18 protein-coding genes are annotated in these 21,547 nt (G+C 55.3%); 14 read left to right on the plus strand and 4 right to left on the minus strand.

Translation table 11 applies throughout. The features are described 5' to 3' along the window. Positions 1 to 6: 6 nt before the first annotated feature. Positions 7 to 1,035 (minus strand): 3-deoxy-7-phosphoheptulonate synthase, encoded by a 1,029-nt coding sequence (gene aroF, locus B3H65_RS04040; protein ID WP_286684224.1) that lies wholly within the window; start codon positions 1,033 to 1,035, stop codon positions 7 to 9. A gap of 249 nt (positions 1,036 to 1,284) precedes the next feature. On the opposite strand from aroF, the gene B3H65_RS04045 reads away from it, so the two are divergent. The 8 genes from B3H65_RS04045 (at position 1,285) to B3H65_RS04080 (ending at position 9,173) form a co-directional block, all read left to right on the plus strand. After that, positions 1,285 to 1,920 carry an Ltp family lipoprotein gene (locus B3H65_RS04045; RefSeq protein WP_286684225.1) on the plus strand — a complete coding sequence of 212 codons (636 nt, stop codon included), beginning with the start codon at positions 1,285 to 1,287 and terminating at the stop codon, positions 1,918 to 1,920. 56 nt (positions 1,921 to 1,976) lie between these two features. Then, entirely contained in the window at positions 1,977 to 2,384 is a 408-nt protein-coding gene (locus B3H65_RS04050) for an XRE family transcriptional regulator (RefSeq protein ID WP_286684226.1), read from the plus strand. A 75-nt stretch (positions 2,385 to 2,459) separates the two neighbouring features. Further along, complete coding sequence (locus B3H65_RS04055; RefSeq protein ID WP_286684227.1) at positions 2,460 to 3,755, plus strand: serine/threonine protein kinase; 1,296 nt, start codon at positions 2,460 to 2,462, stop codon at positions 3,753 to 3,755. Between the two features lie 271 nt (positions 3,756 to 4,026). Further along, positions 4,027 to 4,308 (plus strand): hypothetical protein, encoded by a 282-nt coding sequence (locus B3H65_RS04060; RefSeq protein WP_286684228.1) that lies wholly within the window; start codon positions 4,027 to 4,029, stop codon positions 4,306 to 4,308. Between the two features lie 230 nt (positions 4,309 to 4,538). Next, positions 4,539 to 5,372 (plus strand): PRD domain-containing protein, encoded by an 834-nt coding sequence (locus B3H65_RS04065; protein ID WP_286684229.1) that lies wholly within the window; start codon positions 4,539 to 4,541, stop codon positions 5,370 to 5,372. A gap of 75 nt (positions 5,373 to 5,447) precedes the next feature. Continuing rightward, complete coding sequence (locus tag B3H65_RS04070) at positions 5,448 to 6,899, plus strand: PTS transporter subunit EIIC (RefSeq protein ID WP_286684230.1); 1,452 nt, start codon at positions 5,448 to 5,450, stop codon at positions 6,897 to 6,899. A gap of 122 nt (positions 6,900 to 7,021) precedes the next feature. Beyond that, positions 7,022 to 8,461, plus strand: coding sequence for a glycoside hydrolase family 1 protein (locus B3H65_RS04075; protein ID WP_286684231.1), 1,440 nt, complete (start codon positions 7,022 to 7,024; stop codon positions 8,459 to 8,461). 178 nt (positions 8,462 to 8,639) lie between these two features. After that, a complete protein-coding gene (locus B3H65_RS04080; RefSeq protein WP_040362122.1) occupies positions 8,640 to 9,173 on the plus strand; it encodes a PTS sugar transporter subunit IIA in 534 nt (177 codons plus the stop codon). 140 nt (positions 9,174 to 9,313) lie between these two features. Here the strand turns inward: B3H65_RS04080 and B3H65_RS04085 are convergent, their stop codons facing one another. From B3H65_RS04085 to B3H65_RS04095, 3 genes are all read right to left on the minus strand, one after another. Then, positions 9,314 to 10,360 (minus strand): coiled-coil domain-containing protein, encoded by a 1,047-nt coding sequence (locus tag B3H65_RS04085; RefSeq protein WP_286684232.1) that lies wholly within the window; start codon positions 10,358 to 10,360, stop codon positions 9,314 to 9,316. A 495-nt stretch (positions 10,361 to 10,855) separates the two neighbouring features. Beyond that, positions 10,856 to 11,257, minus strand: coding sequence for a GtrA family protein (locus B3H65_RS04090; RefSeq protein WP_117679404.1), 402 nt, complete (start codon positions 11,255 to 11,257; stop codon positions 10,856 to 10,858). 152 nt (positions 11,258 to 11,409) lie between these two features. Beyond that, entirely contained in the window at positions 11,410 to 11,823 is a 414-nt protein-coding gene (locus tag B3H65_RS04095; protein ID WP_286684233.1) for a GtrA family protein, read from the minus strand. A gap of 218 nt (positions 11,824 to 12,041) precedes the next feature. Between B3H65_RS04095 and B3H65_RS04100 the strand changes: the two genes are divergently transcribed. From B3H65_RS04100 to B3H65_RS04125, 6 genes are all read left to right on the plus strand, one after another. Next, on the plus strand, positions 12,042 to 12,857 hold the full coding sequence (locus B3H65_RS04100) for an ABC transporter permease (protein ID WP_270480510.1): 816 nt from the start codon (positions 12,042 to 12,044) through the stop codon (positions 12,855 to 12,857). Between the two features lie 15 nt (positions 12,858 to 12,872). Further along, the gene (locus tag B3H65_RS04105) at positions 12,873 to 13,631 is read left to right on the plus strand and encodes an ABC transporter ATP-binding protein (protein WP_117679407.1); all 759 of its coding nucleotides are present in this window, start codon (positions 12,873 to 12,875) and stop codon (positions 13,629 to 13,631) included. Between the two features lie 12 nt (positions 13,632 to 13,643). Continuing rightward, the gene (locus tag B3H65_RS04110; protein ID WP_286684234.1) at positions 13,644 to 14,777 is read left to right on the plus strand and encodes a glycosyltransferase family 2 protein; all 1,134 of its coding nucleotides are present in this window, start codon (positions 13,644 to 13,646) and stop codon (positions 14,775 to 14,777) included. A gap of 5 nt (positions 14,778 to 14,782) precedes the next feature. After that, entirely contained in the window at positions 14,783 to 15,844 is a 1,062-nt protein-coding gene (locus tag B3H65_RS04115; RefSeq protein ID WP_286684235.1) for a glycosyltransferase family 2 protein, read from the plus strand. A gap of 28 nt (positions 15,845 to 15,872) precedes the next feature. Continuing rightward, positions 15,873 to 17,096 carry a glycosyltransferase family 4 protein gene (locus B3H65_RS04120; protein WP_286684236.1) on the plus strand — a complete coding sequence of 408 codons (1,224 nt, stop codon included), beginning with the start codon at positions 15,873 to 15,875 and terminating at the stop codon, positions 17,094 to 17,096. A gap of 112 nt (positions 17,097 to 17,208) precedes the next feature. Continuing rightward, positions 17,209 to 21,408, plus strand: coding sequence for an RICIN domain-containing protein (locus B3H65_RS04125; RefSeq protein ID WP_286684237.1), 4,200 nt, complete (start codon positions 17,209 to 17,211; stop codon positions 21,406 to 21,408). Positions 21,409 to 21,547 lie beyond the last annotated feature (139 nt).

Consider the following 21,547-nt stretch of genomic DNA (forward strand, 5'->3'; position numbering starts at 1 on the left):
GGTTCCTTACGCCTCGCAGCTCTCAGTGTCGCAGATGACGGAGCGGATCTGGCGGATGCGCTCCATGGTCTGGTCGAACATATCGGGAGTTAGGGCCTGAGCGCCGTCGGACCAGGCGCGGCTGGGGTCGTCGTGAACCTCGATCTCAAGGCCGTCGGCACCCGCTGCGGTGGCGGCAAGCGCCATGGGCTCGACGTAGCGCGTGTAGCCGGTGGCGTGGCTGGGGTCTGCGACCACGGGAAGGTGGCTTAGGTAGTGCAGGACGGGCACGGCGTTGAGGTCGAAGGTGTTGCGGGTACGCGTCTCGAACGTGCGGATGCCGCGCTCGCACAGGATGACGTTTTCGTTGCCCTCGCTCATGATGTACTCGGCCGCCATCAGCAGCTCGTCGATGGTACCCGCCATGCCGCGTTTGAGCAGGATGGGGGCCTTGGTCTTACCCACCTCTTTCAGCAGTGGGAAGTTTTGGGCGTTACGTGCGCCGATCTGCCAGACCTCGATGTTCTTATCGAGGAACGTTTGGACGTCGCGCTGGTCCATTATCTCGGTGACGATGGGCATATCGAGCTCGTCGGCAGCTTCGCGCAGCAGGTCGAGACCCTCGGGGCCCATGCCCTGGTATGCGTACGGGGAGGTGCGGGGCTTGTATGCGCCGCCGCGCAGCATGGTGGCGCCGGCAGCTTTAACACGCCTGGCGATGTTGATGAGGTTCTTGCCTTCGACTGAGCAGGGTCCGGCGATCACCTGGAAGTGCCCGCCGCCGATCTTGACGCCGTGTCCGCAATCGACGACGGTGTCCTCGGGATGGAACTTGCGGTTGGCCTTCTTGAAGGGCTCGGAGACGCGCTGTACGCGTTCAACGATGTCCATCGACTCAAGCAGGAAGGGATCGATCTTGGTGGTGTCTCCCACCAGGCCGATGACGGTCTCGTTCTCGCCCTTACTATAGTTAGTTTGAAGGCCCTTCTTTTCGATCCAGCTGAGTAGATGCTCAACGGCCTCGGGCGAGGCGTCCTTGCGCAGGATTGCGATCATGTGGTCCTCCAAAAGTAACTCATGCGCGTGCAAATGTATAAGTTACAGAAGTGTATACCATCCTTATTAATATCGAGGGCCATAACTCATGTCGTTACAAATGCGATAGAGGGTTTGCCCTTAACTGACGATCGTCTTTTCCTGCATGTGCAAGTTCGTTGCCCGCTATTAGCTCACAGCTAATGAATTGGTAGATAGCCGTGCCTAGAATCAAGCTACTGGTGCTGTCCATTGACGTATGGAGGGAAAATGAAAAAGGAGAAAAAGCCTGTAGTTCGCCGCTGGTGGTTCATCGCGCTGGTTGTCATCTTGGCGATATCGGCGTTGGCATCCTGCGCGAATTCGAGCTCGGGCAAGAGCGGTTCTGCGGATGATGCGCCTGCTTCCGAGCAAACAGATGGCGACGATACTTCTACGGTTGATGAAAATGTTCCTACGGAATATTCCTCAGCGCTTAAGAAGGCTGAGTCCTACAGCAAGATGATGCATATGTCTAAGCAAGGTATCTATGATCAGCTCACATCGGAGTACGGTGAGCAATTCTCTGCGGAGGCGGCTCAATATGCAATTGACAATATGAAGGCCGACTGGAATGACAATGCTCTCAAGAAGGCTGAAAACTATAGCGACACAATGCATATGTCCAAACAGGGCATTTACGATCAGCTTGTATCTGAGGCTGGTGAGAAGTTCACTGCGGAGGAGGCCCAGTACGCTGTTGATACAATCGAGGCCGATTGGAATGAAAACGCTCTTGCAAAGGCAAAAAACTACCAGGAAACTATGGCTATGTCGCCCGAGGCAATTCGAGATCAACTTGTCTCTGAATATGGAGAGAAGTTCACGCAGGAAGAGGCCGATTACGCCATCGCTAACCTTTCCTAGCATTTAAGTGTCGCGTCTATAATGATTCTGGAGCTTGAGATCCAATGAGCGAGCGTTTGACTGAAGAACTATTGAACGACCTTTTAGATTCTTCCGACCTTGAGGGATATCTCAACGACCTTTCTTCAGCTGATACGTCGCTCGCTTCCTATCTTCAGCAGCTTTTGGACGAGAAGCATTTGAAGCGCGTCCAGGTGGTGCGCATGGCGGACCTCAACGAGACCTTTGGATACCAGATCTTTACGGGTGCTCGCCATCCCAGTAGGGATAAGGTGCTGCAGATATGCTTCGCGATGGCCCTTTCGCTGAGGGAGGCCAATAGGGCGTTGGGCTATGCCGACGCCGGCAGGCTCGACTGCAGGAGCAGGCGCGATGCCATCATTATCTACTGCCTCGACAAGGGTTGTTCTCTTCAGAAGGTGAACGAAGAGCTCTATCGATTTGGAGAGCGCACTATTTGCTAGGCCTTAGAATCCTTGTTCCCGCGTTCCGCCCGGATACCGTTGTTGTGTCCGGGCGGTTTGCTATAGTTTGGAGCTATGGATACAGATGAATTGACAGACCAGCTTGAATCGATGCTAGCCATCCGTGAGGCGGGCTTGGATTATCGTGTCGAGCGCGTCTTAAAGGATGGCTCGCGCGAGTGCACGCAGGTGGTATATCTGCTTGGCGCGGGTGGGGGAGAATACGGTCCGTTTGTCCACAAGGTTATCGCGGCGGACCGCGGCTTGGGCACCGTATATCGCACGCTTCATGACGCCTGGTTATCAGGACGAAGGTTCGCCCACCTTCCTGAGATTATGAACGTTAGCAGTCAGGGCGATGAGCTTGATGTGCTTATGGAATACGTAGAAGGCCCTACGCTCGAGGTGTACCTCACGGCAGCCGGCTTTGATCGGGGTGTTGCTCTTCATGCTTTTGAGGACGTGTGCCGCGCTTGTATTGAGCTGCATGCCTCTTTCGCGCCGCCCATCATCCACCGCGACCTTAAGCCCTCAAATATCATCATGGCTCAAAGTAGGTTCTCGTCCCAACTCACCGCTGTGCTCATCGATTTTGGCATCGCCAGGCAATGGCGCGAGGGAGAGTCGTCTGATACGGTTCATTTTGGGACCAGGGAGTTTGCTCCACCAGAGCAATACGGTTTTTCTCAAACCACGGTTAGAAGCGACGTGTATGCGCTGGGCATGTTGCTCGCGTACTGCCTTATCGGCTCGACCGTGCCTTGTGAGCAGCTTGTCTCTTCGCTGACGGGCGCGCACGCGAGCGCGGGGCTTATCCGCGTGGTCGAGCGCGCTTGCGCATTCGATCCAGCCGATCGCTATGATTCCGTGCAAGCGCTGCTGGATGCGTTTTCTGCTGCGGTGGGCGCTGGCGACCTTCCTTCCAGCAGGCAGCGTGGGGATGCATTGAGTGGCAAAGCCGTCAAAGACTCCCTCTTTATGGCGCCTTCTTCTACCCTGACGCCGCAGCGTCCCCAGGCGCCGCGTGCCGTTCACGCGCGCTTTATCGATAATCCGATCGTACGCATACCTTGGAACATAACGGTCCTTTTCGTTGCCGTCGTTTGCGTGCAGGCGACTTTAGAGCTGGTCGCTCATCCCACTGAATCCATGAGAGATGCTTCGATTCCCGCGCTTGTCGTCATTGCTTACTTTATGGTGCTGCCGATATTTCTATTTGGCTGTTGGCTGCTTTACAATAAATCCTGGCTAAGAAAGAGATTCGCTTTCGTGGATCGGGCCATATCGATCGGCTTGCCGAGGCTTATTGCTCGTTTTGTTGCCTTGGAAGCTGCTGCTTTGGTTGCCGCGCTGCTGCTGTGGTCCGTTTAGCAGATGGCTTTGCGCGTGCCGCGGTTTATTTGATTAAGAATGAGCGGGGGAGGACTTCTTCTTGAATAGCGACGGTGGGCTTGAATCAGCTTGTTTTACAGGTCAAATTCCGCTTCGCGCTACGTTTATTGGCGGAAATCTTGATGCGGCTAACGCGTTCTCCCTGTGGGGCATGCGGTGGGCGGAGCACCTTGGCGTCCATGAAGACAGAGGCAGGCTACCTGCTCCCAGGCCCGTGATCGAGCTCTTTGTATATTGTCCGGAGGAAAGCGTGGAGCTTGCTTACGCCGTTGCGTATCTATGTGAGTGCACCTGGGCTGATTACGGCTTTGCCGGCATGGCGCATGTTGCGACCGATCACATCGATGCCCTTCGCGACTCTCAGGTGATTGTCGATAGCACTTCCGCGCCGTCCCATTCCAAGAGCGTCTTCAGTCTCGAGGCATATCGTTCTTCTTCGCGTATGGATGCGATGATGTTTGCGCCTCAGGCAGATCTGTATTTCATCGATGAGGGATCGGACCCTTGGATCGCTTTGCCACGCTACGATTGATTTTCGTCCTTTTTAATCCCTTTTCGCTATTCGCTTCAGTCCGCAAACGGTATAAATTCATCTGTGAACGGTATTTGAAAACAAATACTTACAAATTCGCCATTGTTAGGCTATGCTTTCAGCCATAGCAAGGTTGTTACTCCTCGGGAGGCATCACTTGTCGATACGGATGTTTCCCGTAAAAGGGGACCGTCCGATTCGATCAATGAGATGCTTAGGGGAGTTTTTTCATGATCATAGTTAAGAAGATCAACAACAACGTTGCCATGGCGCGCGATGATCGCGGCAACGAGTTGGTCGTTTTCGGTAAGGGGATCGGTTTTCACGAGACCCCGTATTATCTCGAAGACGAGTCGACGCTCCAAGCAGTCTTTTCAAATATCAACAACGGTATTCTCTCCATGGTTCGCACCGTGCCGTCCGAGGTTATCGATGCCGCCCTGCAGATCATCGATATGGCAAAAGGCGAGCTCGACTGCGAGTTGAATCCCAACGTTGTTCTTACCTTGGCCGATCACCTTCAGTTTGCGGTCGAGCGCCTTAAGGATGGCTGCGTTATCGAGAACCCGCTTTCGGATACGGTCGAGTTTGTCTATCCGGTCGAGCATGGTCTGGGCCTTCGCGCTCTCGCGATCCTTAAGAAGGAGACCGGGGTTTCTATGCCGCGGACCGAGGCTTGCTCCATCGCCATGCACCTAGTGAATTCCGAGCGCGCGGATGGTCGGGTTGACGATATGGACGAGGTTATGCGTACGCTTTCCTCAATTGACGAAGTTACAAATATCGTGGAGCGCGAGTTTGGCATCACCGTGGACCGCGCATCATATAACTACGCCCGCTTCACCACCCATCTTCGCTATCTCATCAAGAGGCTTAAGGCGGACAGGGCATCTTCCGATTCCAATGCCGATCTGTTCGCTCGAATCTCTCATGATTTTCCCGATGTCAGCGCTTGCGCCGACGCGATTGCCTCCTATTTGGAGGACCGCTTTGGCCGCGCGTGCTCCGAGGAAGAACGCCTCTATCTCATGATGTACATCAATCGGTTCCTCGCGAGCCGCTGATGGGATCTCTCGTCCAGGCGCCGGACGGGACATCCGAACAATAGGTATTAATGAAACTATGCGGAAGGAATGATCATGGCTCAGAAAAACTATGACGAGCTGTCCCAGAGCATTCTCGACAACATCGGTGGCAAGGACAACATCAAATCCCTTGCTCACTGCATCACCCGCCTGCGCTTTAAGCTCAAGGACGTTTCCAAGGCCAATACCGAGGCCATCGAAGCGCTTCCCGGCGTCATCAAGGTTCTCGACGCCAATGGTCAGTACCACGTCGTCGTGGGTAACAAGGTTGAGGAGGTCTACGACAACTTCTTGAAAGTATCCGGTCTACACGGTGGCGGCGAGGTCGCGGCTGATGATGACGATTCCAACGAGAAGAAGACCCCTGCCGCTATCCTCATCGACTTGATCTCCGGCATCTTCGCCCCCATGCTGGGCACCTTTGCCGCCGCAGGTATCATGAAGGGCCTGCTCGCCGCCGCGACGCAGTTCTTCCCTGAGTTCGCTACCGATGGCGCCTATACGCTGCTCTACACGGTCGCCGACGGCATGTTCTACTTCCTTCCTGTTGTGCTTGCTTACAACGCCGCTAAGAAGTTCCGCATGAGCGAGTTCAACGCCATGGCCATCGCGTTTGCTCTTGTGTATCCCACCATGGTCGCGCTGACCTCCGGTGAGGTCCTTGGTTCTGTTGACCTTGGCTTTGCGGGCACGTTCTCCTGGTACGCCACGTTCTTCGGCATCCCCATCATCATGCCCGCTTCCGGCTACACCAGCTCCGTTATTCCTATCGTGCTCATGATTGCCCTCGCTGCCTGGCTTGAGCACAAGGTTAAAAAGGTTATGCCGGCTTCCGTCAAGATGTTCTTCACCCCGCTGGTCGTCGTCACCGTCACCGTTGTTCTCGGCTATCTGGTCATCGGCCCCGTCGCTACGCTGATCACCAACCTGCTCGGCCTGCTCTTCCAGACCCTGTTCGGTCTTCCCGTCGTGGGTTCCATCCTCGGCTGCACCGTCGTCGGCGCTTTCTGGATGTGCCTGGTCATCTTTGGTTTCCATTGGTCGCTCGTCCCTATCGCGCTTGTTAACCTCACCACCCTTGGCCATGACTACATCCTCGGCGCCGTTATCGCCCACTCCTTCTCCCTGGGAGCCGTCCTGTTCGCCATGTACCTCAAGAATAAGGATCAGGATTTCCGCGGCATCTGCTTGCCCACTATCATCTCGTCTTTCTTCTTCGGCGTTACCGAGCCTGCTATCTACGGTGTCGCCCTGCCCGATAAGAAGGCGTTCGTGATCGCCTCTATCGGTTCAGCCGTCGGCGGCCTCATAATCGGCATCACCGGCGCTGTGGTCTACATCTCCGGTGGCCTGGGCGTCTTCAACTGGCTGTCCTTCCTTCCCCCCGCGGGTGTCGAGGGAGCTAGCTTCATCGTCCCTGCCGTCATCGCCTCCCTGGTGGGCGCCGTCGTGGGCTTCGTCCTCGAGTACGTCACCTATAAGCCTGAGCAGAAGCTTGCTAAGTAGTAATCGCGTCAGCTCTTAATAAGGGCTGCGCAAAATATGGGGCGCGCGGCCCGGAGCATCTCGCTTCGGCCCCGCGCCCTTTTGTTCCCTTCGTTTTCCTTCTTTGCGAAAGGATTCCCACTATGTCTTTCCCTAAGAACTTCCTATGGGGTGGCGCAACCGCAGCCAACCAATTCGAGGGCGGCTGGAACCTTGGCGGCAAGGGTCCTAGCGACGCAGATATGATGACCAACGGCACCCATACCACGCCGCGCCAGATCACCCGTACGTGGGAAGAGGGCCTGTGCTATCCCAACCACTTCGCAAGCGACTTTTATCATCGCCATGCCGAGGACGCCGCGCTTATGGGCGAGATGGGCTTCAAGGTGTTCCGCATGTCCATCAACTGGAGCCGCATCTTCCCCAACGGAGATGATCTGGTGCCCAACGAGGAGGGCCTGGCGTTCTACGGCCAGGTCTTCGATGAGCTACACGAGCAGGGTATCGAGCCTTTGGTAACCATCAGCCATTACGAGTTGCCCTGGCATCTCACCGAGAAATACAACGGTTGGGCATCTCGCGACCTTATCGATTTCTATGTTCGTTACTGCGAGACCATCTTCACTCGCTATCGCGATAAGGTGAAGTATTGGCTCACCTTTAACGAAATCAATTGCGGTACCATGCCTCTGGGCGGCTATCTGGGCCTGGGCATCCTCAACGAGGGAACGCGTGACTTCCTCAACCAGGTGGATGACCCGCAGCTTCGTTTCCAGGGTTTACACCATCAGTTTGTGGCGAGCGCCCGCGCGGTCAAGCTCGCCCATCAGATCAACCCTGATTTCAAGATCGGTTGCATGATCGCCTATATGGCCAATTATCCGTATAGCTGCAACCCGGCTGACGTCATCGCATGCCAGCAGAAGATGGACGAGGGTAATTATTATTGCGGCGACGTTCAGGTTCGCGGCGAGTATCCTCACTTTGCCCAGAGGGTCTGGGATAAATATGGCGTTAAGCTCGATGTTGCTGAAGGGGATCTGGAGGACCTCGCAAGCGGTACCGTCGATTTCTACAGCTTCAGCTATTACATGAGCAATGCTGTGTCTACCGACCCCGCTCTCGCTTCGACTGGCGGGAACCTTATGGGCGGCGCTAAGAATCCGTATCTCAAGGCAAGCGATTGGGGTTGGCAGATCGACCCCGATGGCCTGCGTTGGACGCTCAACGAGCTGTACGGGCGCTACCGTATCCCGCTGATGGTTGTAGAGAACGGTCTCGGCGCGTTCGATACGGTTGAGGACGACGGAGCTATTCACGATAGCTATCGCATCGATTACTTGCGTATGCATATCGAAGCCATGAAGAAGGCCGTTGAGGTCGACGGGGTTGACCTTATGGGCTATACGCCGTGGGGTTGCATAGATTTGGTCTCCGCTTCAACCGGTGAGATGGGCAAGCGCTACGGCTTTGTGTACGTCGATGCGGACGACGAGGGTAACGGCACCTTCGACCGCAGTCGCAAGGATAGTTTCTTCTGGTATAAGAAGGTTATCGAGTCTAACGGCGAGGACCTGGCATAGGCCATCGAACGCGTTGGCGCTCATGTGCGAATGGCTGTGCGACGCGTGCTGCTTGCGTGCTCTTTGCGTGGTATTATTATGGTGTTACCTGCTGGTATGGCAGGTAACGTTCACTCATGAAGTGTTGTGTAAATCCTCACGCCTTATGAGGTGGTGCGATGTTTGAATGGGGGATCCAATGGGATTTTTTGACAGGTTTAAGAAAGCGGCGGAGCCCGAGAAGCCCGCGGTGCCCGCATCCGTAACGGCTCAGGTTTCTGCTGATACGCTGTGCGCTCCCGTAAAGGGCCGCGTTTGCAAGATGGCTGATATCCCCGATCCGGTCTTTAGCTCCGAGGTCCTCGGCAAGGGTTGCGGCGTTTGGCCCGAGGGCGACGTCGTTTATGCTCCCGTTACCGGCACGGTGACCGTTACCATGGGCCATGCCGTTGGCATCCAGGGCGATGACGGCGTCGAGGTTCTGGTGCATGTGGGCGTTGACACCGTTAACATGCAGGGAGAGGGCTTTACCGGCTATGTTGCCCAGGGTGATCACGTAGTTGCCGGTCAGGCGATTCTGGGCATCGATCGCGGTAAGATCGCCTCTGCTGGTTATAAGGACGTTGTTGTGCTGGCTGTTTCCAACAGCGCTGAGTTCGCTTCTGTAGAGCTGTGCGCGGACGAGGATTCCGCTGTTTCTGCAGGCGAGGCCGTTCTTAAGGTTGCTCGCTAGCCTGCTTTTCGCTTATATGCGTGTAAGCCGCGTGCCCATTGGTGCGCGGCTTTTGTTTAGAGTCCGAGCGTGAAGCAAAAACGACGACGTCCCCTTGGAGACGTCGTCGTTTAAATTGGTGAGTTGAAGCTCTCTGTAAGCTATATCTTCTGCATCTCGGAAAGCGTGTTGTGGTACCAATGGTACCAATTGGGCGGGCAGTACTTCTTAGCCGCTTGAACGCTAATCGTGTAGCCATAGCCGCGGGCAAGTCCGCGCACATGGGTATCGATGGCTTCTTCCCAACTTGAGAAGTCGATTGCTCCCCAGCCCCAGGCGTTATGCTCGCGGAAGCAATAGGCTCCCTTTGAGCTTTCGGTGTTGGAGATCGCGGGGGACCAGCGGGGGTCGACACCGTATTTCCAGGCAGCGGCTGCAAAGGTCGCGCCGTAGCCTTCGAGAGGGGAGCCTGCAAGGTAGGCATCGATGCGTGCAGACCACTCGGCAACAAAGCTGGCCTCGTCGGTGTTCCAGTTGACACCGGACGTGTCGGGCAGGACCACTGATGAGCTCTCTTCGGTGCCGCCAGCAAGCTCACTGGATGCTTGCTGAAGCGCTGCAAGCTCGGAAGCGGCCTCCTCGTCTGCTTTCTTTTGAGCGGCCTCACGGAGTTTCTGAGCCTCGGCAAGAGCGTCGGAGGCCGCCTTGGCCTCTGTGTCTGCCTGGGCCTTTGCCTGCTCGAGCTCTACCTTCGTCTGTTCAAGCTGCTTTTGGGTTTCATTGAGCTCTTCGAGCGCGCTGGTGTTGGAATCTTTGATCTGGTTCATGTAAGCCATCTGGGTGAAGAACTCGTCGAAGGACTGGGAGTTCAGGATGAAACTCATGAACGGATTGGATGCCTTTTCATACTTGTACATATCGCGCATGACCTGGCTGGCCTTGCGCTGCTGCTCGGGGAGCTTGGCCTCGAGCTCGGCGATAAGCGCATTGTTCTCATCAATCTGGGCCTGGAGCTTCGCGACATTCTCTGTTGCCTTGTCATAGGCGGCGGCGGAATCCTCAAGCTTTTTCTGGGTCTCGGTCAGCTGTGCCTCAGTCTCCTGGGTAACGGCCAGAGCGGTTGTAGGGCACAGCGCGGTACCCGAAAGCGCGAACGCCAACGCAGCGCCGATAACGAGAGCCTTGTGAGTATGTCCATAATTGCGCATGTACGTATCCTTCGATAGCAGACAACGTGCGAAATCTTTTGCAGGCCATAGTATATACCTGACTTCGAGTTGAACTTGAACCTTAGACTTCTTTAAGGGTCAAGTTGAAGGTTTAGGATAGTCAGCTACCTGCAAGTTTGATGAATTGTGAAGCAACTATAGAGTTTCAAGTTCACGTTTAAGGTTAGGCTCTTAGGTAGATTCTACCCTTGAGAGCGCTACAAAACCATGCGACAACCAGCGGATATCGTACATATGTCGCGCCTTGGCTTCATCCTAAATCGATACGCGCTGATACCATTGTTTAAGTGCGTGCAGCTTGGATGCAAGCGCGTGAGGATTGCGCTGCCTTCGCGGGCGAGGCTTAGTTGAAAGACAGGCGCGTGGATACCTTTTGAGATATCCACGCGCCTGAATGCGTCCTTGAGGATGCCCGGCTTATTCGAAGCCAAATGAGGTGTGGCTTGGTGATGGCCACGATGCCGGGGATTGTTATTAGTTGTTGCTGAGAAACTTCTTGCGTGAGAAGAAGTTGTACCACGTCACCAAAAACGTCGAGATGAGTTTCATTGCCTGGTAACCAATATTGAGCATGGTAACCCCGACAAACATATACAGGTCGTTCAGGCCAAGTCCCACAGCCGAAAGGATCGCGAAGATTGTGAACTCGCGCTTGCGGCTCATGCCCTCGCGATGGTCGAAAACGTATTTCATGCTCAGGACATAGTTGATTATCACGGAAACGATAAACGATACCGTGGTGCTGAAGAACAGGTCTGCCTCGCACGCTTCTACTAAAAACATGAGGAGCGCGTAGTCGACAGCCAGTGACGTTAGTCCAACAATGGCGAATTTGCCGAATTGCTTTGTATTTTCTTGAGTCAATGCAGCTCGCACCAAAACCCCTTACAACAGAGTGTATGTCAAGAACTATAAATATATTGTCAGCAAAAGGTAAGCTGCTCTCGGTGAAACTACAGGCGCACCACATATCGCCGCGGTGCGCCTGTAGGGTTTAGGGTGAATCTGTTGTTGCGGGATTATGAGGCTTACTGTTTTTGTGCATCTCCTCCGGCATCTCCGCCGTCGAGGAAGATCTTCCTGGTAATGAAGTTCCATACCATCACGATTGCCGTTGCCGCGATCTTGACAATTCGGTAATCGATGGATGCGATCTCGGTGCCCGCCCACATGATTGCATCATTTATAAGCAAGCCTGCGACTGAGAGGGCGATGAAGATTGCAAACTCGCGCTTTCGACTCATATCGCTCTTGTGGCTGAAGACATACTTCATGCTCGCGAGGTAGTTGAAAACAACGGAAACGATAAACGAGACCGTGGCAGAGGCGACGGGGGGTATGCTGAATACCTCAGCAAGCAGCACCATGACCCCATAATCGATGACGAAAGCGATAGCGCCGACGACTCCGAATTTCATGATTTGCGTGATCAAATTCCTCATGAGTTGCTCCAAGCTTTGTAACAAGAATGGTTCAGTGATGTTAGGTGAACTCATGCTTTTACTAAGCGGGCGATGCCTGGCAAAAGCTCGATTTATATAAAAACAGCATGTCACATGTTCAACAGCCGTAGATTTATTGAACCGCTTTCTGCAAAATATCGCTGTGCTACCATGTTTTGCGTATTTGACTGCATTTGCTCTTTGTAAGGGGTTCAATCGTGTCAACAAAGGCCAAGCTCGGAAAGAGCCACGCATCGAGCGCGCTTGCCAAAGACATCTTTATTCTCAAGCAGCTTGTAAGCAAGGATTTTAAGCTTAAATATCGACGCAGCGTCTTGGGCGTTGTCTGGAGCGTTCTCAACCCGTTGCTCATGATGGTTGTCATGAGTATTGTTTTCTCGTACATGTTTGGTGGGTCTGTAGAGAATTTCCCCCTGTACCTCATTGTCGGTAACGTTACGTTTTCCCTTATGAGCGACTCAACCAACGCCGCTCTTTGGTCGATTATCGATGCGGCTCCGCTTCTTAAGAAGGTTAAGGTCGATCGCTTTGTCTTTCCGGTGCAGAAGGTTCTCTTTGCGCTGGTCAACTTTGCGTTCTCGTTGATTGCGGTTGCGTTCGTTATGCTGTGGTTCAGGGTTGTTCCCACCTGGCATCTCGTCATGCTTCCCGTGGTTCTCGTCCTCCTCATGCTCTTCTGCATCGGTATCGGTCTCGCCATCGGTTCCCTTGCGGTTTTCTTCAGGGACATTATTCACCTTTGGGGAGTCATCATTTTGGCTTGGACGTATCTGACCCCTATCTTCTGGGATCTTCAGCTTTTGATCGATAAAGCCGCGCCCGCTTGGATCATCACGCTTGTTAAGGTGAATCCCATGTACAACTACATCACGTTCATGCGCGATATCTTCCTTTGGCAGCAGGTTCCCTCAGCTACCGTTTTTGGTCTTTGTTGTTTTTGGGCCGTTCTCGCCCTGGTTATTGGTTTGCTCATCTTCCGTAAGACCGAGCACAAATTCATTCTTTACGTTTAGGCGAGGTTTGCGCTCATGACAACTTCAATTCAAGACAATGACTACGCTATCGAGGTGAAGGATGTCTCTATGGTCTTCAATATGGCCAGCGAGCAGCTTAATAGCCTCAAGGAATATTTCATCAAGATCGCCAAGCGCGAACTATTCTTCAAAGAGTTCCGTGCTCTTGACCATATTTCCTTTAATGTGCCCAAGGGCGAGGTCGTGGGCCTTATGGGCACCAACGGCTCCGGTAAATCCACCATGCTTAAAATCATCGCTGGCGTTCTGGAGCCCACTGAGGGCGAGGTTGTTGTTCGCGGAAACATCGCCCCTCTCATTGAACTTGGTGCAGGTTTCGATCTCGAGTTGACCGCACGTGAGAACATCTACCTCAACGGTTCGCTTCTGGGCTATACCCATGAGTTTATCGACCAGCATCTGGACGATATCATTGAATTTGCCGAGCTTCGCGATTTTATGGACATGCCCTTGAAGAATTATTCAAGCGGCATGGTTGCGCGCATCGCTTTCGCTATCGCTACCGTCACGGAACCGGACGTTCTCATTGTTGATGAGACTCTGTCCGTTGGCGACGTCTTCTTCCAGGAGAAGTGCGAGCGACGCATTCAGAGCTTCATCGATTCCGGCAACGTCACCGTCTTGTTCGTCAGCCACAGCATCGACCAGGTCGAGCGCCTCTGCAAGAGCTGCGTGTGGATTGAGAAGGGCAAGCAGCGCATGGTCGGTCCGGTGGAGGAAGTCTGCAAGGCTTACCGCAACCAGTTCAACTAGCACGGCATTACAATGGATACCCTAATAAGGGCGGGCGCGCCGCGCGTGTGCCGCAATGATCCCAATGCCGCCGCTACGACGTCCGTCGCGCCTTTTTTCTCCATCATCATGCCAAGCTATGGGGTGGAGCGCTATATCGAGGCGGCTTTGGACGATGTCCAGGCGCAAACGTTCGGTGATTGGGAGCTGATCGTGGTGGACGATGGCTCGCCGGACAACGCCGCCCAGCTAGTCCGCGAGCGCATGGCCGCTGATTGCCGCATTCGCTTGGTCCAGCACGATGCTAACCGCGGGTTATCCGCCGCACGCAACACCGGGCTTTCGCATGCCCGCGGTGCCTATGTGTGGATTCCCGATCCCGATGACAGGTATGACCGCACGCTGCTCGCTCGCGTTCACGCTGTCCTCACCGACACTGCTGCAGATGCGGTTGTCTTTGGCTGCACAGAGGAGTACTTCGACGCCAAGGGCAACCTCACCGGGTCGCGAAGCGTCATGCCCCCGGTTTCCGGCGTCGCGTCCGGCGATGCGTTGCATCGCTGCATTCTCGACCTTGAAGAGGCGACGCTTTACGGCTACGCCTGGAACAAGGTCTACAGGCGCTCTGAGCTCTCACGCCTTGCGTTTGAAACCGTCCCGCTTATCGAGGATATCCTGTTCAACATCGCGTTCTTCCAAAACGCCAGCGTTTGCGCGTTTTTGGACGATGCTCCCTATCGCTACGCCAAACGGCTTAACGCCAACCTCACCAATAAGTTTGTGCCTGAGTACTATCAGGTTCACAGGCGCCGCATCGAGGCCCTTTTTAACCAGCAGCGCGCGTGGGGGCTCGATAACCAAGAGGTGCGCAGCCGCCTGGGGTCGCTCTACGGTCGCTTTATCATGAGCGCCCTGGAGAGAAATTGCGATTCGCGCGCGCATCTTGACCGTGCGGGCCGCATCGCCTGGTGCCGCTCGCTTTTTGCGGACCCGCTGTTTTTGACCCTTATTCCCGGCGCCACCTCACGGGGTGGAAAAGTTCTTAGCTTGGGGCTTGCCGTATTGAAGATGCGCTCTGCCCTTGCTTGCTGCGCGCTCGGCAGGCTTATCCATCTGGTTCGCGGTTCTGGCTCCCGTATGTACGCGCAATTGAAGATGCAGAGGTGATGACGATGTCTTGTACGCAAACGGATGGATCCAAAGGTTACTCCAAGGTCCTTACCATCGCCATCCCTTCCTATAACGTCGAGCGCTACCTTGAGCGCGGCCTTGCAAGCTACTGCTCGCCCAAGCTGGAAAGCGGGTTGGAGGTCATCGTCGTTGACGACGGTTCCACCGACGCCACCGCCCTCATCGCCGAGTCCTTTGTCAAGCGCTCGCCGTCGATCTTCAAGGTCATCTCTAAGGAGAATGGAGGCCACGGATCTACCATCAATGCGGCGTTGCAGCAGGCTCGCGGCAAGTACTTCCGCGTGGTCGATGGCGATGACTGGGTGTGCACCCAGGGACTTATCGATCTGGTTGAACGTCTTGGCAGCCTTGACTGCGATCTGGTGATCGACAAGAAGCGCGAGGTCCACATGGTGACGGGGGAGAGCACGCTGTTCGAGCTTCCCGATGGCATCACGCCCGGGGACGTCCTTTCCTTTTCCTCGGTGTGCGGGGCCCATCAGGCCGCGTCGCAGATTATGATCCATACGCTCACCGCCAAGACCTCCTATCTGCGCTCTACCGGCCTTCAACTGTTGGAGCACACGTTTTACGAGGACTACGAGTACATTCTCAAGGCGAGCGCTCCCGCGCGCGATATCGTCTTTTACGATATCGAGGTCTACCAATACCTGGTGGGCAACGCCCAGCAAAGCGTTAGTTTTGAAAACTACGTCAAGCGCTGGGGCGACCATACGCGCGTGGTGGATGAGGTGCTGGCTTACCTCGAGCGTTGCGAGAATGGAGAGGTCCTTGCATCCGGTGCGGATGGTCCGTTGGGGACGCAGGCACTCGATTACGTACGCCACAAGGCGCATCTCATCATAGATACGCACTACAACATCGCGCTTTTGTTTGACGAGGACAGGGCCAGGGGCCGTGCTCGCGCCGCGGCGTTTAGGCAAGACCTCAAAAATCGCAATCCGGCGCAGTGGAAGTTGGGGGAGAAACGGTATAGGGTTGCATTGCTCCTCAATCGATTGGGTATCTCGTATACTCGCATGAGTAACATTCTCGGGCGCTAGGCGCGCAGGTGACATCGAAGGGACCATCATGGCTTCAAAGGGACGCATAGCGATCTTCAGCATCGACGCCAAGCTTGGCCGCGAGGTTAAGGGCGCTACTCGTTATGTCTACCTTGCCGAGCTTCTGCAGCGGTCGGGCTTTGAAGTTGATTTCATCACTTCTCGTTTTCAACACTGGGAGAAGCGCCAGCGCGATCTCGACGCGTTCGATTACTCCGCGCACTCCTTCAACATCAAGTTCATCGAGGAACCCTTCTATCCCAAGAACATGTGCCCTCAGCGTATCTGGGCCCATCATGTCATGGCGGGCCGCGTCGCCGAGTATTTCGAGAGCGACCACGCCTACGATCTCATCTATTCGCAGATTCCGCCTAACGACATCACGTTGGCCATCGGCCGGGTTGCTAAGAAATACAACATTCCCTTTGTCATCGACGTGAACGATTTGTGGCCCGAGGCGTTTCGCATCGCTCTGGACGTCCCCGTCCTCTCCGACATTGCGTTTTTTCCCTTCTACCGCCAGGCCAAGGCGGCATATAACCTCGCCGACGCGATCGTGGGCACCTCTGATGAATACGCCTCGCGCGGATTTAAGGACCGTGCTCAGGATATCCCCAAGGTTGTTGTGTACGTAGGCAACGACGTGGACGATTTCGACGCTGGCGTCGCCGCCAATGCTGACGAGGTCAATAAAGCGGACGATGAGGTGTGGGTGGCATACGCCGGCACCTTGAGTGCATGCTATGACCTTGGGACGCTTATTCGCTCCGTGGCGCGGATTCAGCGCGATAGGCCTTGGGTTAAGCTCAAGTTGCTGGGCGATGGCGTGGTTCGCGAAGATCTTGAGGCCGTGGCCCGCGAGGTTTCTTGCGATGTCGAGTTCTTGGGGTATCGCCCCCACGATGTGATGGCGGCCTATCTTTCTAAGTCTGACATCCTCATCAATTCCTTGGTCGGAAACGCTCCGCAAAGCATCCCCACCAAGATCGGCGACTATCTTGCCGCCGGCAAGCCCATGGTCAATACGTCTTTGAGTCCGGAGTTCTCGTCCAAAGTGGCTGCAGACGGTTTTGGCGTAAACGTTCAGCCTGAGAACGTGGATGCGCTCACGGGCGCGCTCGTCGACCTGATCGACGACAGGTCCGTTATGGAGTCGATGGGCCAGAGGGCTCGCGCCGTGGCCCAAGAGCAATTCAATCGCAGGCGTTCCTATTTAAAGATTGTCGAGCTTATCGAACAGCTGATGAGATAAGGGCATTCCAAATCGGCAGATCATCGACCGATTTGGGCATATCTGACCAAAGAGATAGTAAAATGTTTTCAAGTGTTCGAATTGGTTTTCTGCTATCGACAGGGGGATGCCCATGAGTAGACGTGCTCGGGGCCTGCTGCTATCGACCTTCGCAGTGCTTATTGCGTTAGTGTGCGGGCCCGTATTTATCGCCGCTGGAGAAGATGTCGTTGACGGTGCGGTCATCGCATCGACTGACGAGCCTTCTGCTCTTGCTGTAGAAGGGGAGGGCTCGGCTGAGGCTACCGAAGATTCGGCAGAAGCGTCGAATGCCGTCTCGTCCAGCGAGGACGTTGCTTACTCCTGGCGCTATGAAGCCGGTGAGCTCGAGACCCAGGTCGGCGATTCCGATGTCATGCTTCTTTCTCGTCCAACGCTTCCCGAGGGCGCGGCCGAATGGGGCGTTGACGTAAGCTTTGCTCAAGGCGATATCGACTGGGCCAAGGCGAAGGCCGATGGCGTTGATTTCGCCATCCTGAGGCTTGGATACGGCGTTGGCGGTTCTGACAGGCGTTTTGTTGCAAACGTCCAGGGTTGCAAGGCTAACGGCATCAAGTTTGGCGTCTACCTCTACAGCTATGCCTGGAATGCCTCCACCGCGACCTCTGAGGCCGAGTGGACTTTGACCGTTCTGCGCAATGCCGGCGTTTCGCCAAGTGATCTTGGTCTGCCTGTTTATTATGACCTTGAGAATCAGAATCCCGCCACGGGCCGTCCCGCGGGCGTTGATGACAAGAATCAATACCATGAGATCGAGGGCGGCTCCGCAACGTTTGCCGCTATGGGCAAGGCATTTTGCTCTAAGATCGCTGCTGCCGGCTACACCCCGGGCGTCTACGCCAATCTTCGCTGGTGGAACAACTACCTTACCGATAGCGTCTTCGATAATTGGGACCGCTGGGTTGCCCAATACAACTCTACCTGTGATTACGAAGGCAACTACACGCTGTGGCAGTATAGCTCTTCCGCCTCCGTGGACGGTATTTCCGGCCGCGTGGACGTGAACTATCTTTACGATCCCGAGGGTACGCCGCAGTACATGGACAAGCTTGCCATAGCAAATAAGGGCCTTGTCCAGGACGGCTCTTATGTAGTTGCCTTGGCTGCGGGCAATCGCCAGGTACTCGATGTTTCCGGCGGCTCGCTCTATGCGGGCGCTAACGTTCAATCGTATGGTGCCAACGCGTCCGCGGCTCAAACGTGGGTTGTGCAAACCGTCGACGGCGGATACCTCAAGATCTCCAACCTCGCCAGCGGAAAGGCGCTGTCCGTCACCCCGTTCTCTTCGCAGGCGGGAGCCAACGTTCAGCAAGAGGATTGGAGCGATACCCGTTCTCAAAAGTGGGTTGCTACCAAGCAGGGCGATGGTATCGTCCTTCGCTCGGCATTGGGTAAGCACCTTGTTCTTGATATTCCCCAGGGCGCCCATAACGGGGCGAACGCTGTGGTTGGCGAAGACGCCTCGTCCTCTTCTCAAACCTTCGTCCTCTATAGCGCCGATGGCGTCTCCACTCAAAGCAGAACCCTGCCGGATGGAACGTATTCCTTTACCTTGAACGGCCTTTCGCTCGACATCGCCGGCGCCAGCACGGCTAACGGCGCTGCCCTGCAGCTGTACACGTCCAACGGGACGGCGGCCCAGCTGTTCTCTGTAAGCTTCCACGAGATTTCCGGCGGCAAGGGCTACTACACCATCAGGCCGGCCCATTCGCAGAAGCTTCTGGATGCCGATAACGGAGCATGCTATCCCGGGGCCAGCGTTGCCCAATGGGGCGACACGGCAGGGGCTAAGCAGCGCTACTGGGTCATCGAGAAGAATAGCGACGGCACCGTCTCGATCATCAATGCCGCGAACGGCTATGCGTTGGCCGCGTCCTCTCGCGCTGCTGGTGCGCAGGTGGTCACGCTTCCCAAAACCGATAGCGGAGCCCTTGCGTTTACGTATAAGCGCTCCATTCTTCCTATCTCGCACGACGATATCGACGCCCTTGCCAAAGAGCACATCGACGAGCTGCCAGAAGGAACGTATGCGTTTGGCTTTGGTACGTCGTCCAGGCTCGTCTTTGATGTAAGCGGTGGCTCGACGGGTAACGGTGCGAATATCCAAATCTATTCGTCCAATAGGTCCGCTGCCCAGCAGTGGTCGGTCGAGCGTGTCTACAAATCCAACGGCTACGTTCGCATAGTCAACGTGGGCTCCGGCAAGGTGCTGGATATTCAATCCGGTTCCAATACGCCCGGTGCGAACGTGCAGCAATATAGCTGGAACGGCAGCAGGGCACAGCTGTGGCTCCCCATTAAGCAGGCCGACGGCTCCTACGTGTTCTATTCCGCCGTCGCGAACGCGCTGGTCCTGGATGTCTCGGGCGCTGGCGCCTACAACGGCGCGAACATCGACGTGTACACTTCTAACGGAACCATCGCGCAGTCGTTTACGGCGTACAACCTTAATCCCAACGTGCCCAGCCAGGGCCGCGTTGTCGATGACGGCGTTTACACCATTGTATCCTCGTCCAATTCAAACAGTGCCGTAGCCCTTGGCGAGCCGCTTGATGCCAATGGAACGCTGTTGGGCATCGCGGGCGCAAATGGCAGCTCCACCTCCCAGCAGTTCATGCTCACGTACGGCGATGACGGGTATTACAGGATTCGTTCCGTCTCCTCCCAAAAGGGCCTTGATCTAAAAGACGGCGATTTCCTTGCGGGCGCCAAGATCCAGCAGTGGGATTATTCCTCTGTCAACAAGAACCAGAAGTGGGTTGTCTCCAAGAACAGCGACGGCACTTATTCGGTGGTGTCTGCTTCCACCGGTCTTGCGTGGGATCTGTCCGGGAGTTCGCTGGTGTGCAATCCTGTCAGCTCCTCTTCGAGCCAGCGCTGGTCGCTGAATAAGTACGTTCCCGTTATCGAGACCGGCGCGTACATCTTGAAGTCGGGCGTGGGCGATAACGTGCTAGACGTTGCCAGCGGAAGCGTTCAGGACGGCGCCAACGTTCGCATGTGGACCAACAACGGCTCCCTTGCCCAGCGCTGGTACGTCCGTAAGGTATCCGATGGCGTGTATCGCTTCCAAAATGTGCTCTCCGGGAAATATCTTTCTGCTGACAGCTCTGATAACGTCGTTCAGTCTTCGTTGACCTCACGTTGCGATTGGACCACCGAGGCTTCCCTGTTCGGCGTCGTCCTTAAGAACGTGGCGACGGGTAAGGTGCTCGACGTTTCCAGTGGCAGCAGCAAGGTTGGTGCGAACGTCCAGGTCTACTCGTCCAACGGCTCCAAGGCCCAGGCGTGGACGCTGCAGGCGAAAGAGCTTGTGAGCGAAGGCTTCTATCAGATAGCTTCCTCGATTAACTCCTCGTTTGTCTTGGACGTCTCCCAGGGATCAAGCGCTAACGGCGCCAATGTTCAGATCTACATGAACAACAGCACGTCCTCGCAGAAGTGGATGGTCAAGAGCGCCGGCAACGGGTGGTATAGCATCATCGCTGCCTGTTCTGCCAAGGCGCTCGATGTTGCCGGTGGATCTGCTTCCCCCGAAACCAACGTGGACCAATATGACCAAAACGGTACCGCCGCTCAAAAATGGACGTTCAGGATGGGGGAGAATGGCGTGGAGATCGTCTCCATGCTTGGTACCGTCCTGGATGTAAAGGGCGGCGAGGCGTACAACGGGTCAAATGTTCAGACTTATACGTCGAACAACAGTCGCTCCCAGCAGTGGCACCTTACGTCTATTGAGGCTCCCGGCAAAATCGGCTATCAAAATCCGTCTCAGTTCTTCCAGGTAAGCAGCAAGAATGTTCGGTTGGTGGACGCAGCGTACTCCACGCCGTATTGCTACGTGACACCTTCGAGGATCGATGTCGATGCCACGAGGGAGGAGTGCGTTGAGGCGTTTATTGCCCGTGCATTCGAGTATATCAATGCCCCCTATGTGTGGAACTACTCGCTTTCCCCCCAAAAGGGCGTGGATTGCGCTGGCCTTGTAATGCAGGCGGCGTACGCGTGCGGTATGGATTTGGGCGAGTACAACCCTTACGCCCATTGGTATGATCCCTGGCACAGCCACGATGCAAACAACATGAGCGTTGACCCGCGCTTCATGCATGTCAAGCTTGCCGACCGCAAGCGCGGAGACCTGGTCTTCTACCCCGGTCACGTTGCGATCTATCTTGGTAACGACCAGATTATCGAGGCGACCCCTCCGCGCGTAAGGACTGCGAGCGTCTTTTGGCTTGGAGCGCCCACTGCGGTGGCCCGCCCCTTTGTATAGGGACTGATTACCCTAGCGCCCGGCTGCTTCCACAGTCGGGCGCACTTGTAGTTACTGTGCTATTAGGCCCCTTGCATGGCTCATTGTATAGAATTAACTCTGTTCAACATCTGCCCGTCGCACACGCTGCGGTTGTATG

It is taken from the genome of Collinsella sp. UBA1693, assembly GCF_002320115.1.
In the GTDB taxonomy this organism is placed as follows: domain Bacteria; phylum Actinomycetota; class Coriobacteriia; order Coriobacteriales; family Coriobacteriaceae; genus Collinsella; species Collinsella tanakaei.